The sequence below is a fragment of the Paracidovorax citrulli genome (assembly GCF_900100305.1).
In the GTDB taxonomy this organism is placed as follows: Bacteria; Pseudomonadota; Gammaproteobacteria; order Burkholderiales; family Burkholderiaceae_C; genus Paracidovorax; species Paracidovorax citrulli.
In genome coordinates, this window is sequence record NZ_FNEY01000030.1 from 1 (window position 1) to 13171 (window position 13171).

Consider the following 13171-nt stretch of genomic DNA (forward strand, 5'->3'; position numbering starts at 1 on the left):
CTTCGACGATCTGGACCAGGTACGCCAGTGGGCCAGCGGCTTCGTGCATTGGTACAACTGCGAGCACCGCCACAGCGCGATCGGCTACGTCACGCCGACGCAGCGCCATGCCGGGCAGGACCAGGCCATCCTGCAGGCTCGCCATCACCTTTACACCCAGGCCCGACAGCGCAACCCCGCGCGCTGGTCGGGCAGCACCCGCAACTGGGCGCCGGTCCAATCGGTCACGCTCAACCCTGAGCGCGACGGCATCTCCAATGCCGCGGCGACCGCATCGAATACGCAGCCTCGGGCTGCTTGATCGACGCGACAACTACCTTGACATGCTCCGGGTACTTCCTGGCCTTGTTGCGCCGGCGTACCGCCAGGCCTTGCTCGCGGTAGAGGCGATACACCTTCTTGTGCTTGGTGCCTGGAAACTCGCTGCGCAGCATGTCATGCACACGGCGATACCCGAAGCCCCGCCGCTGTATGGCCACGGCGTGGATGCGCTCGCGCAGCCGGACCGTGCAGGCGCCCGGCTGCGGCGGGTGGCGCCAGGCATCGCGGGAGAGCTCCGCAGGACGGCAGGCCCTGCGCTCGGAGATCCTGGCGTGCTCCAGCATCCGGGCAATGGCCTGGCGTTTGTCCTGCGGGGCTAGCGCTTTACCCCCGAAGCCGATCTTGAGGGCTTCGAGATCCAGGTGGGCCTCGGCCAGCAGCTTCTTGAGCCGGGCATTCTCGACTTCCAGTTCCTTCAGGCTCCGCGCTTCCTCGGCATCCATGCCGCCGTACCTGGCACGCCACTTGTAGAACGTCGGCTCGCTGAAGCCGCCCTGCCGGCAGACCTCCTTGACCGCCAGGCCAGCTTCGGCCTGCTTCAGAAAACCGATGATCTGCTGCTGCCGTGAATCGACTCTTCCTCATGTCCGTCATTCTCCGAGTTAACGGACCTCACTTCCATTCGGGTGGTACGGCTATCGGGAAGTACGTCAACTATTCAGTCGGACAGCGTGATCCAAGGGCAGAGGGATGGTATGAAATGATTTATCAATCCTTAAAATTAAGGGTGCCCATTATTTGTGAATGGATGTTTTCTACAATGTCTTTGTCCTGGGGTGATAGGACGGCAATGTATACGCCGATATTTGCGTTGCAATAGTACGTGGCTTTTATATTTGATTTATTGGAGGCGCTTATTTTTATTGTGTAGATATATTTACCTGAATTTTCTGATTTCTCTATTTTGATTGATGAAATTCCTCGAGTTCCATCCTTGATCAGTTGGTTAAATTCTTTGGAGCATGTAGATTCGATGTTGAGGGACGTGGTTGAGTTTTCCCTCTTGAAGTACTCAATGCTGACAGTGGGATCAAGAGTGCCATTGCTGTTGTATAAAAAAATCCTTTTTTCCCTATCGTCCTCAATTCTTAGATCAGCATTGACGGTAAAAGAGAAAAGAGATGTGTCTATGTTTGTTGCATGGGCTGCAATATTAAGAGTTGAGGGAATTGAGAGAAAATTAAGCAATGAGTTAGTTGCATAAATCCATCAGAAATTCGTTATCTGTACGCCCTTGCGGACTAGCGGCTAGAAATTTCCTTGTCGCCAATTTTAATTAACCGGTCTTTTGAGAATACCATTGGTATGTCGTCGAGCCAGACTGTGTCTCCTTCGATTTTTGTGATTGTTTGAATATCCTTGATATTGTATGAAATTTCTTGAATTTCTTTAGTTATTTCAATTTTGCTCTTGCCTTTCCACTCATGTAAGAGCGTGAGTTGCAATATCGATAGCGATCTTGCTGTGCTGGCGTCACTGGCTCTAACGTAGCTAAGAGTAATTGATTTGTCGATCAAAAAATAGCCAAGAATGATATTGCTTGTGAAAAGGATGAGGCATGAAATTGCCAAGATCAACACCGATTTTCGCATTAATCCATCGCCTTGATTGTCTTTTGGGAATATTGGCATTGGCTGCATTGTCATGTATTTGGGCGCCAGCACGGGCAATGGACTGAGCGCCGTTAGTATGCGGCCTCCGGGGATTGGTCAATCTATTCCTCAGCGTTGCTTGTGGCAGCATTGCACGACTTTGGCAGTGATTTTTTCGGATGGCCAAAACATTTCCAAGTCACGGATTTTTCCTCTTTTTGGGAGGCCAGGAGAACGAAGTTCTGATTTTTGTAATCTATGCCTATCAAACCTTGAGGGGTTATAAAATAGTTTCGACTGCTGTCCGTGATCTCGGTAAGACTGGTTTTTGCTGAATCACATTCGGTAATGTCAATTCTATTATCTGCCCAACACCTTTCGACCGCTCTGAGTATCGCGGAGAGAGTTTGGATCATCGTCATAGAAGACGCTTTTTGTTCGACAATGGTGTCATTCTTGTAGCCGATCCATCCTGCAAGGCAAACGATAAATGGCAAAACAATCGCAGCAAAAATTTCATTTTTGAAAATATACGCATTTTTCTGACTAATATGATTTGCCCTTTTAAGGGAGCAGAGTGTTTTTATGGATTGGTAGAAAAAGAATGTCGAAATTAGAAAAGATGCTCCAATAAAAATCATTGCGATGAATGGCTGGCGGCATCTAAAAAGTCCATGAGTGATGGAGAATTTCGCTTGACAGGGGCCGCTTGCCAGGCTGGCAGAAGAGAACAGCCACATGACACTCCATAAAAAGACAAGGAAGAAAAACAAACCTAGTACGAGTAAAGTAAAGAATTTTGCTTTTTTACTCATTAAACCCTACCTATTCATGGAAATAGATTGTCAAATGGAGAGGCGTTAGATATGGCCCGCTCGTGTCTATTCGGGATGATTTGGAGGTTTTTTCTTCTTGTGTTTGTTTTTTGTTTTCATGAATGCTGAAGCGAAGACCATGATTAACCCTATTATGGGAGTGGTGTATTTGCCTATGTTGTTTTCTAATGGCAGCAGTGCCCAATAGATGACTTGGGGAACCGCAGATTTGGCGACATTGGAATTTGATACTGATTCGATTGAATAATCGGTCATTCCCAATGCGATTAGGCTGCATCCTAAGATAAAGAGAATGATTTTCATTTTTTGAATCTCCTTGTGCCTTTTTCCCAATTGTCTTTGATGTCGTTGATGTTGGCGTATGGATCTACGTTTGGATCGTTGAATACTGGGGGAAGGAAAGCAGCAGGCATTTTGTGATCGTGGGCCTTGCAGGTAACGCCCCTTGCGCAGTCCTGTTGAAGCAAGGCAAAACCATGGGGTCACTTAGCTAGAGGGATGAGATTGCAATGAATGCCAAAAAATAAAAAAACCAGACCAAAATAATCGTGGTGATTAGTCTAATTGTATGTATTTTAAATATGATGGATTTCCCTAAATTCTGAGTGGGTCTTTTAAGAAGCCAGGACCATAGCATTGCCGTGCTTCTTGGGGTATTGTTGAATATTATGTGGAACTCGCCAACTTTCACGTATTCAGTTGGAAATTCTTTTTTAAGTTGATTGGTTAGTAGGTGGCATGCAATCATATCCATGATTGCTAACGCCGTCATTATTAATATATGTGCTGGAAATTCATTCATTTTCGATAGCCTACGGTTGCTCCGACAGAAACTCCTATAGTGCCGACGCCAGGGGAAACTGTGGTTGTTGTGCCTCCTACTCCCATGGCACTGTTCCCGCTGATGCCGACTACTCCATTTCCAAAAGCTCCCGAGGCTTGTACCACAAGACCTTTTGCTCCCTCGCCGGTGATCAGTGTTTCACCCGCACCAGTGATGGATGCGCTCAATCCTGCTTGTGGGCCGACACCTAAATATGTAAGGCCTTTTTCTGTGTTGTACGAGGCCGTTATTCCAACGCCTAGACCCACTCGGACTGTGCAGGTTAAACCCTCGGTGGGTTTGGTACTGCCCTTGGGTTTCGTATCTCCAATTCCTGCCGCGCACTCTGCCGTAGCACAGTCGCCCGGAGGTGTTTTGGGGGACCACCCTTCGTTCCACCAACTTGGGCGATTCGGTCTGTTGGTTTGCAAGCCTTCCGGGTCGGTAAAAACCAATGGATTATTTTCCCCATATTGGTAGGTATTCACCCCACCCGCCAACCCAATCGGATCCTGCGACACATACCTCCCCATCCCCGGGTCATAGTACCGGTGCCGGTTGTAGAACAACCCCGCCCCGTCCCCTTCGTCGTGCTGCCCCTGCAGGCGGATCGGCTGGTGCAGCCCCAGCGGGTTGTGCTCATTGATCGTGTTCCCCCACGGGTCCAGCTCGATCTGCCAGTCTATGCGGCCCTGGGCGTCGATGAGCGCCAGGGGCGTGCCCAGGTGGTCGCAGTGGTAGAGGTGCAGGTGCGTGATGGCGGCGCCTTCGCCGCGCAGTTGCCGCTGCAGGCGCTCGGCATCCCAGCCCATGCCGTGCAGGTGGCGGCGCGTGTGGTCGCTGGCGCCGTGGAGCAGTTCTTCCTGCAGCGCCTGCATGGGCGCGGGCTGCTCGCGGTCGCCGGGTTCGGCGGCGCCCAGCAGTTGCGCCAGGGTGGGAGGTTCCGCGCAGGCCCCTGTCTGGATGCGCAGCAGGGGCACGAAGGTGCCCGGATGGTAGAGCGTGTGGATGCGCTGCGCGTCCTGCGGGCGCAGCGGGTCGCGCAGTTCGGTGAGGGTCAGGGCATCGCCCTGCCAGCCGTGGCAGCGCTCGGTGATGGTCGGGCCGCTGCCCTGCGAGCGTTCGATGCGGCTGGCGATGCGCCGGCTGAAAACGTCGTAGTGGTGGATGCGCCGGATCCGCTCGCCCGTGGCGTGGTCGATCTGCTCGTGGGCGACGAGGCGCTGGGCGTGGTCCCAGTGCAGGCGGTGGGTCTGCCGGCCGTCGGCGTGTGTTTTTTCCACGAGGTTGCCGCAGGCGTCCCAGCGGTAGCGCCAGGGGCCGTGGGCCATGACGCGGTTGTCGGGCCAGCGGTCGCGGGCGTGGCCGGGCAGGGCGCTGCCCTCCTGGCGCAGCAGGTCGAAGGCCGGGTCGTGCAGGTGGCGGCGCACCTCGCCGGCCCAGTCACCCTGCGGGCCGCCCGTGGCGTCGGCAGAGGGCTGCCAGGGGTTGCCGGCCGGGTCGTAGCGGTAGTGCAGCGGCTCGCACCCGGGCAGGTGGGCCGCGGCCAGGCGGCCGGCGGTGTCGTAGGCATGGTGGATCGTGCCCTGCGGTGTGTCGATGCGCGCGAGCCGGCCGGCAGCGTCGTAGTGGTGCTGGCGCGCCAGGGCTGGCAGCCCGGGCAGGCCGCCGGACGGCCGGGGCAGGCCCGCATCGGCCGTGCCATGCACGGAGAGCGCCTGCAGCCGCGAGAGCGCATCGCGGCGCCAGCGGGTCTGGCTGGCCCCGAAATCCAGCGCCACGGGCCGGTGCAGGCCGTCGCGCTCGATGTGCAGCAGGGGCTCGCCGTCCAGCAGCAGGCCGTGCACGTGGCCCGGGCCGTAGGTCAGCCATTGCAGCGGCGGCAGGCCGGGCAGGTCGGCCCCGGTGGGCGCTCCCCCCGCGTCCAGGGCGTGCGTGCTTTCGTGGCTCCAGAGCAGGGCGCCCTCGGCGGAGCGCATCTCCTGGCGCTCGCCCAGGATGCGGCCCAGGCGGTCGCGCCGCAGGTGCACGCTCACCTGGTGGCGGTGCAGCGCGGTGTGGTGCTGGGCGGCCACCAGCTGTCCGGCGCCGTCGTGCTCGAACCGCTCGGTGATGGGGGCTTCCGGCGTGGCGCCCAGCATGGGCGTGATGGTGCGGGCCAGCAGTTGCCCGGTGCCGCTCCACTCGTAGTCGATGGCGTGGCGAGCGTCCTCGGTGCGGATGCGCTGGCCGCCCCGGTCGTAGGCATGGCGGGTCACGAGGCCATCGAAGCCGGTTTCCGCGACGAGCCGGTCGCGCACGTCGTAGGCGAAGCAGTGGGCCCGGGCATTCTCGTTGTGCAGTTCCACGAGGCGGCCGGCGAGGTCGTAGCGGTAGTGCTGGGCGAGCCAGTGCGGCGGTGCCGGCGTGCCCGGGTTGCCGTCCTGCGGTTCGCGGGTGGGAGCACTGCCGTATTCGTAGCGGACCACGCGGCCCCAGGCATCGTGCGCGAAGCGTTCGCACAGGCCGCCGGGGTGGTCGATGGCGATGAGGTCATCGCCTTCCGGGGCGTAGCGCCAGCGGGTGGTGCGGCCCAGGGCGTCGATGGACTCGGCCTGCCGGCCCAGGGCGTCGTAGGCCGTGCGCAGCTCCAGCCCTTCCTCGCCCTGCACGCGCACCGTACGGCCCCAGGCGTCGTAGTGGAAGCGCGTGGCGCGCCCGCTGCAGTCGGTGCGGCAGGCCAGCAGGCCCAGCGCGTTCCACTGCAGCGTGCTGGTGCCGCCCCGGGCGTCGGTGATGGCGATGGGCAGGTCGGGGTGCGCTGTCGTGGTCTCGGGATAGCGGTAGTGCGTGGTGTGGCCGAGCGGATCGGTATGGCGCACAAGGCGGCCCCAGGCATCGTGCTCCCAGGTGGTGATGAGCGGATCGCCCATCGGGCCTTCCGGTGCCGGGGCCTGGTGGTGCAGGGGCAGGCCCAGTGCGTCGTGCGCGATGCGGTGGCTGCGGCCGGCCGCATCGGTGATGCCGATGACGAGGCCCGTGGCCGCGTCGATGGTGTACTGCACGCGCTGGCCCAGTGCATCCGTGTGCTCCAGCAGGCGGCCTGCGGTGTCGTGCTTCCAGGTGGAGCGGGCGCCGTCCGCCTCGATGCGCTCGGCCACGCGGGCCAGGCCCCCCGTGCCCTCAAACACGTAGCGGCGCTGGCGGCCCAGGCCATCGGTGACCAGCGTGCTGGCGCGCACCGGCTGCGGCGGCGAGGCCGTGGGGTCCGCGGGGAGCGGGGTGTAGTCGAAGCGCAGGTCCAGCCCGTGCGGCGTGGTCTGTGCAACTACGCGGCCCTCTGCGTCGTAGGCATAGCGCGTCATCGGGCGGCCGGCGCGGGCATGGCCCGTCATGCGGCCCGGATGGGTCGCGTCGCCGTACTCGAAGCGGCGCACGGTGCGGCCCGTGCGGTCGATCACCTGGCCCAACTCTCCGCGGCCGGTATAGGCGTAGCGCACCAGTGCGAGCGGCGCGGACAGCTCGGACAGGGTTTCCCGGCCCTGGTGCGGATCGGCCTGCAGCCACACGGCCACGAGGCGCACGCCGCTGTCCGTGCCCCAGCCATGGGCGGCCGGCGAGGCCGGAGCCACGCGTTCCAGTTCGAAGCCGTAGCGGCGGCCGGCACCGTCGGTGACGCTGCGCAGATGGCCCGCGAAAGGCCCGTCCGCATGGCGCTCGTGGCGCTGCACGCGGCCGAAGCGGTCGCAGATGCCGTGCAGCACATCGTGCGGGGCCGCGTGGTCGTCCGTGCCGCCCGTGCCCGCCGCGGGGCCGTCCGGCGCGGCGGGCACCGGCCCCGGCGCGAAGACCCACCAGGGGCCCAGCGGCGATGCGGTGGCCACGGTGATGCGCGCATCGGTGCGCACTGGCGCCGGCAGGGCACTCCACAGGCGGGCGAGGCGCCCGGCATGGCCGCCCTGGTGCGCGCCGGGCAGGTTCTCCGTGCCGCAGCGCACGAGCCAGAGGCCTTCGCTCGCGCTGTGGGCGATCTCGCCCGGCGCCAGGGCCTCGAAGGCGATGCGGCGGCCCCGGCCGTCGTGCAGGTGAAGGGCTCCGGGCGCTGCATCGCCTGCGGGCAGGTGCGCCACGCGGGCTTCTCCGGGCATCCACCAGCCCGGCCCCAGCAGCCCCACGGGGGCGGGGTCGGGGCTCTGGTAGCTGGAGTACGAGCGCACCAGCGCGAACGGCAGCGGGCCGGGCAGGCCGAAGTCTTCCTCGCCGGGCAGCACCTTGGCGCCCAGCAGCGGGTTCACCGGATGGCCTTCGGTGACGCCGCCCGGGCACACCGAGCAGGCGATGCCACCGGCCGAGCCGATCAGCACCGTATGCGAGCCCTGCACGATGGGCCCGCCTTTCCTGGTGAGGTCTGTCTGGCGTGCGGCTGGTTTGCCCTGGGTCATGCGGTGCGGCCCGGCCAGCGGCGGCCGAACGGTGGAGTTCAAAACGGCCGCGATGATAGGAAGCGCCTTCCGGGCAGGGAAGGGCTTGCGGAAATATGTTTTGTGTCGGAGTGTCTTTGGTTATCGAGGGGCAAACTAAGCGTTATGGTCGGAGTTCGGAAGGCCCTCGGGCGTCACCTCCCGTGCCTTCCGCGCCGCACCGCCGGCCGGTGCGCCGCGGCCCCCGCTCAGGCTTCGGCAGCCTGGACCAGGGCCTGCAACGCGGCTTCCACGTCGCCGGCCTCCACGCCGTCCACGGGCGCCAGGTGGTCCGCCAGCGCCGCCAGGGCGCCAGGCTCCTTCTGCAGCCGGGCGATCGCCTGGCCCGCATCGCGCGGCGCGGTGAAGCCCGTGCTCTGCAGCAGCAGGCGGCCGTCCGCGGCCACCAGCTTGAAGTAGAAACGGCCGTCGGCCTCGCGGTACTGCTTGAACGCGGGCAGGGCGGCGGCCTTGGCGGCCGCGCGCGGCGCACCGGCCGCCACCGCACCGCCGCGCAGGCTGCGCAGGCCCACGGCATGGCGCAGGTCGCGCAGCAGGGGGCCGGCCTCCGCACGGGCCTTCTCGGCGCCCGCGAGCAGGATGTCCTCGATGCGGCCCGGGTCGGCGATCAGCGCGTCGTAGCGCTCGCGCATCGGCCCGACCACGCCGTCCACGCGCTCGAACAGGATCTGCTTGGCCTCGCCCCAGGCGATGCCTTCGGCGAACTGCCGGCCCAGCGCCTCGGTTTCCGCGTCGGTGGCGAATGCCCGGTAGATCTGGAACAGGGCGGAGCCCTCGGTGTCCTTGGGTTCGCCGGGCGCGCGCGAGTCGGTCTGGATGCCGTTGATCAGCCGGCGCAACTGCTCGCGCGGCGAGAAGAGCGGGATCGTGTTGTCGTAGCTCTTGCTCATCTTGCGGCCGTCCAGCCCGGGCAGCGTCGCCACGTGCTCGTCCACCGCCGCCTCGGGCAGCACGAAATGCTCGCCGTAGAGGTGGTTGAAGCTCGACGCGATGTCGCGCGCCATCTCGATGTGCTGCACCTGGTCGCGTCCCACGGGTACCTTGTGCGCCTTGAAGGCCAGGATGTCGGCGGCCATCAGCACCGGGTACATGAAGAGGCCGGCCGTCACGCCGTCGTCCAGCTCCCGGCCCGCGGCCTCGTTCTTGTCCTGCGAGGCCTTGTAGGCATGAGCCCGGTTGAGCAGGCCCTTGCCGGTCACGCACGACAGCAGCCAGTTCAGCTCCGGGATCTCGGGGATGTCGGACTGCCGGTAGAACGTGACGTGCTCCGGGTCCAGCCCCGCCGCCAGCCAGCTCGCGGCGATTTCCACCGTGGAGCGCTGGATGCGCGCCGGGTCTTCGCACTTGATGAGCGCGTGGTAGTTCGCCAGGAAGTAGAAGCTCTGCACGCCGGGCCGCTGGCTGGCCGCCACCGAGGGGCGGATCGAGCCGACGAAGTTGCCCAGGTGGGGCGTGCCCGTGGTCGTGATGCCGGTGAGAAAGCGCGTGGTGCTCATGGTCGAATCGGCTCGGGGCCGGAGGAGAAACATCGAAACGGGAAGAAAGCCGGGCCGCCGCACGGCCCGCGGGCGCCGCGCCGGCTCAGCCCAGCAGGGCCGTGAGCGGCGTGAGCAGCAGGTTGATGGCCGAATAGCCCAGGGACATCAGCGGCCGCAGCCACACCGTGCCCACGATACCCGCCACCACCAGCGCCAGCACGATGAAGAAGCCGTAGGGCTCGATGCGCGAAAGCCAGCTGGCCTGCCGCCAGGGCAGCAGCCCCACGAGGATGCGCCCGCCGTCGAGCGGCGGCAGGGGGAACAGGTTGAATGCCCACATGACGAGGTTCACCAGCACGCCGGCGCGCGCCATCTCCATGAAGAAGCGCTCGTCCACCCCGAAGCCCACCAGCATCACCAGCAGCACGGCCCACAGCACCGCCTGCACGAAATTGGAGGCCGGCCCCGCGAGCGCGACCCAGATCATGTCCCGCTTGGGGTTGCGCAGGTGCCCGAAATTCACCGGCACCGGCTTGGCGTAGCCGAACAGGAAGGTGCCCGACGTCGCGAAATACAGCAGCAGCGGCATCAGGATCGTGCCCACCGGATCGATGTGCTTGAGCGGATTGAGCGTGATGCGCCCCATCATCAACGCGGTGTTGTCGCCGAAGTGACGCGCGGCGTAGCCGTGCGCCGCCTCGTGCACGGTGATCGCGAAGAGCACCGGCAGGGCGTAGATGAGGATGGTTTGGATGAGATTGGAGAAGTCCACCGGCCGATTGTCTCAGAGGCCGCGTTGCGCACCCGGCACGCGGCAGGGGAACCCCTCGGACCGGACAGGCCACGGGGGCGCTACGATGTTCATTTGTTGCCAAATGCAACACCTGGGCCGCGCCGCGGCCGAGGCGACGGTGCACAACGAAAGGCAGGAGACACAGGTATGGCGTGGGATGGGTGGAGAACGGGGACGCGGCTCGTCCTGGCCTTCGGATCGGTGGCCGTGCTGGTGGCATGGCTCATGGGCGTGGGTCTCTCCGACATCGGCCGCGCGCAGGACGCCCATCGCGCCGTGCTGCAGGCCGCCTCCGCGCTGCCGGAGGCGGCCCAGCGGGCTCCGATCGAGAGCGCGGTCGCCACGGCCGAGGCGGAGCTCGCCGCCATGCGCGCCTGGCTCCTGGGCCTGGGCTGCGCGGTATTCGCGGTGGCGGGCGCGGCCTTCGTGCTGCTGCGCCGCGGCATCGTGGCCCCGCTCGACCAGGCCATCCTCATCGCCGAGACCGTCGCCGCCGGCGACCTGAGCCAGGAGTTCAGCTCCGACCTGCAGGGCGACTTCGGGCGCCTGCTCGGCGCGCTGGGCACCATGGAGGACACGCTGACCGAGCTCGTCTCGCGCATCCAGCAGTCCACCCATGCCATCGGCGCGAGCGCCGGCGAGATCGACGCCGGCAACGGCGACCTGGAACGCCGCACGGGCGAGCAGGTCGCCTCCCTGGCCGAGACCGCGCAGAGCATGGAGCAGCTCACCGCCACGGTCCGCCAGAACGCCGACCGGGCCCGGTCCGCCAGCGGCCTCGCCGTGCAGGCCTCCGGCACGGCCGAGCGCGGCGGCGCCGTGGTGGGCCAGGTCGTGCAGACCATGCAGGCCATCAGCGGCAGCTCGCACAAGATCGTGGACATCATCCAGGTGATCGAGGGCATCGCGTTCCAGACCAACATCCTCGCGCTGAACGCCGCGGTGGAAGCGGCCCGCGCGGGCGAGCAGGGCCGCGGCTTCGCCGTGGTCGCCTCCGAAGTGCGCAGCCTCGCGCAGCGCAGCGCGGTGGCCGCGCGCGAGATCAAGGGCCTGATCGACGCGTCGGTGGAGCAGGTGCGCAGCGGCGCCGGGCTGGTGGACGAGGCCGGGCGCACCATGCAGGACATCGTCGGCGCGGTGGGGCAGGTCAGCGGCCTGCTGGCGGAAATCTCCCACGCGCTGAGGAGCAGAGCGACGGCATCGTCCACGTGAACCAGTCCGTCGCGCAGATGGAAGGCACCACGCAGCAGAACGCCGCGCTGGTGCAGCAGGCCTCGCGCGCGGCTTCCGCGCTCAACGATCGCGCTCAGGACCTTCAGCGCGCGGTGGGTGCGTTCAAGCTGGACTGAGCCGGTCTCTACAGCCCCAGCGCCGACAGCGGGCCGCGGCCCTCGCGCACCACGCGCGGATCGCCGCCCGTGGCCATGTCGGTCAGGTCCACCACGGTGGTGGGCTCCAGCGGGCAGGCGCCCGCGTCCACCACGGCATCGATCTGGTGCTCGAAGCGTGCGCGGATCTCCGACGGATCGTTCATGGGCTCCGTCTCGCCCGGCGGGATCAGCGTGGTCGCCAGCAGGGGCGCGCCGTGCAGCTCCAGCAGCAGCTGCAGCCCCTTGCGGTCGGGCACGCGCAGGCCGATGGTCTTGCGCTGCGGGTGGCTCACGCGGCGCGGCACTTCCTTGGTCGCGTCCAGGATGAAGGTGTAGGGGCCGGGCGTGGCCTGCTTCACGAGGCGGTATTGGCGGTTGTCCACGCGGGCGTAGTTCGACACTTCCGACAGGTCGCGGCACAGCAGCGTCAGGTGGTGCTTCTCGTCCACCTGCCGGATGCGGCGCAGCCGGTCCACGGCGTCCTTGTCGTCGAGCTGGCACACGAGCGCGTAGCTGGAATCGGTGGGCACCGCGAGCACGGCGCCGCGGGCCAGCAGGGCCGCGGCCTGCTTGAGCAGCCGGGGCTGCGGGTTGTCGGGGTGGACTTCGAAATACTGGGCCATGGGGGGTGTCAGTGGGCGCGCCGCACGCGGTCGGCCAGCAGCTCCCACACGGGCGTGAGGGCGCCGGGCAGGGGCGGCAGCGTGCCCAGGTCGGTGTGCGATTCGTCGGGGCTGTGGAAGTCGCTGCCGCGCGAGGCGGCCAGGCCGAACTCCTGCGCCATGGCCGCGTAGGTGCCGTATTCGGCCGCCGTGTGGCTGCCCGTGACCACCTCGACGCCCTGGCCGCCGTGCTGGCGGAATTCGGAAAACAGCGCGTATTCCTCGGTGGCGGAGAACTTGTAGCGCGCCGGGTGCGCGATCACGGCCATGCCGCCTGCCTGCGTGATCCAGCGCACCGCGTCGCCCAGCGCGGCCCAGCGGTGCGGCACGTAGCCGGGCTTGCCTTCGGTGAGGAAGCGGCGGAACACCTCGGCCGTATCGCGGCACACGCCTGTCTCGACGAGGAAGCGCGCGAAATGCGTGCGGGAGATGAGTTCGGGATTGCCCACGTAGCGCAGCGCGCCTTCGTAGGCATCGCGGATGCCGACCCGCGCGAGCTGCTGCGCCATCTCCCGCGCGCGCTGGCCGCGGCCGCCGCGCGTGTCGGACAGGCCCCGCACCAGCTGCGCGTCGTCCGGGTCGAAGCCGAGCCCGACGATGTGCACCGTGGTGCCGATGAAGGTCACCGAGATCTCCACGCCGGTGAGGTAGTCCATGCCCTGCGCGGCCGCTGCGGCCATGGCGCGGTGCTGGCCGCCCACTTCGTCGTGGTCGGTCAGGGCCCACAGCTCGACGCCGTTGGCGCGCGCCCGCTGCGCCAGTGCCTCGGGCGTGAGCGTGCCGTCGGACACCACGGAGTGGCAATGGAGGTCGGCGTTCAGAGCGGTAGGCACGGA

General features: G+C 64.9%; 10 protein-coding genes and 2 pseudogenes. 2 read left to right on the top strand and 10 right to left on the bottom strand.

Annotation, left to right across the window (positions count from 1 at the left end):
* Nucleotides 1-301, top strand: a 301-nt coding sequence (locus tag BLR99_RS17715; RefSeq protein WP_139160172.1) for an integrase core domain-containing protein, incomplete at its 5' end; no start/stop codon positions are given.
* Here the strand turns inward: BLR99_RS17715 and BLR99_RS17720 are convergent.
* From BLR99_RS17720 to BLR99_RS17735, 8 genes and pseudogenes are all read right to left on the bottom strand, one after another.
* A pseudogene (locus tag BLR99_RS17720) lies at nt 273-906 on the bottom strand (transposase); the annotation flags it as partial. The gene BLR99_RS17715 and the pseudogene BLR99_RS17720 sit on opposite strands and share 29 nt — an antisense overlap.
* 123 nt (nt 907-1029) lie before the next feature.
* Complete coding sequence (locus BLR99_RS22735; RefSeq protein ID WP_139160173.1) at nt 1030-1509, bottom strand: hypothetical protein; 480 nt, start codon at nt 1507-1509, stop codon at nt 1030-1032.
* A 53-nt stretch (nt 1510-1562) separates the two neighbouring features.
* Nucleotides 1563-1967 carry an Imm58 family immunity protein gene (locus BLR99_RS22740; RefSeq protein WP_139160174.1) on the bottom strand — a complete coding sequence of 135 codons (405 nt, stop codon included), beginning with the start codon at nt 1965-1967 and terminating at the stop codon, nt 1563-1565.
* Between the two features lie 68 nt (nt 1968-2035).
* The gene (locus BLR99_RS22745) at nt 2036-2728 is read right to left on the bottom strand and encodes a hypothetical protein (protein ID WP_139160175.1); all 693 of its coding nucleotides are present in this window, start codon (nt 2726-2728) and stop codon (nt 2036-2038) included.
* 66 nt (nt 2729-2794) lie between these two features.
* Nucleotides 2795-3052 carry a hypothetical protein gene (locus tag BLR99_RS22750; RefSeq protein WP_139160176.1) on the bottom strand — a complete coding sequence of 86 codons (258 nt, stop codon included), beginning with the start codon at nt 3050-3052 and terminating at the stop codon, nt 2795-2797.
* Nucleotides 3053-3547: 495 nt separating this feature from the next.
* Nucleotides 3548-7993 carry an RHS repeat-associated core domain-containing protein gene (locus BLR99_RS17725; RefSeq protein ID WP_074687408.1) on the bottom strand — a complete coding sequence of 1482 codons (4446 nt, stop codon included), beginning with the start codon at nt 7991-7993 and terminating at the stop codon, nt 3548-3550.
* Between the two features lie 227 nt (nt 7994-8220).
* Nucleotides 8221-9528, bottom strand: coding sequence for a tryptophan--tRNA ligase (locus BLR99_RS17730; RefSeq protein WP_048857415.1), 1308 nt, complete (start codon nt 9526-9528; stop codon nt 8221-8223).
* A gap of 85 nt (nt 9529-9613) precedes the next feature.
* Nucleotides 9614-10282 carry a site-2 protease family protein gene (locus BLR99_RS17735; RefSeq protein ID WP_011796751.1) on the bottom strand — a complete coding sequence of 223 codons (669 nt, stop codon included), beginning with the start codon at nt 10280-10282 and terminating at the stop codon, nt 9614-9616.
* A 168-nt stretch (nt 10283-10450) separates the two neighbouring features.
* Between BLR99_RS17735 and BLR99_RS17740 the strand changes: the two are divergent.
* Nucleotides 10451-11652 (top strand): annotated as a pseudogene (locus tag BLR99_RS17740) (methyl-accepting chemotaxis protein).
* A gap of 8 nt (nt 11653-11660) precedes the next feature.
* On the opposite strand, the gene BLR99_RS17745 reads toward BLR99_RS17740, so the two are convergent.
* Together BLR99_RS17745 and BLR99_RS17750 are read right to left on the bottom strand one after the other, a co-directional pair.
* Nucleotides 11661-12296, bottom strand: coding sequence for an L-threonylcarbamoyladenylate synthase (locus tag BLR99_RS17745; protein WP_011796750.1), 636 nt, complete (start codon nt 12294-12296; stop codon nt 11661-11663).
* Nucleotides 12297-12304: 8 nt separating this feature from the next.
* Complete coding sequence (locus BLR99_RS17750; protein WP_011796749.1) at nt 12305-13168, bottom strand: 3',5'-nucleoside bisphosphate phosphatase; 864 nt, start codon at nt 13166-13168, stop codon at nt 12305-12307.
* Between the last annotated feature and the right edge of the window lie 3 nt (nt 13169-13171).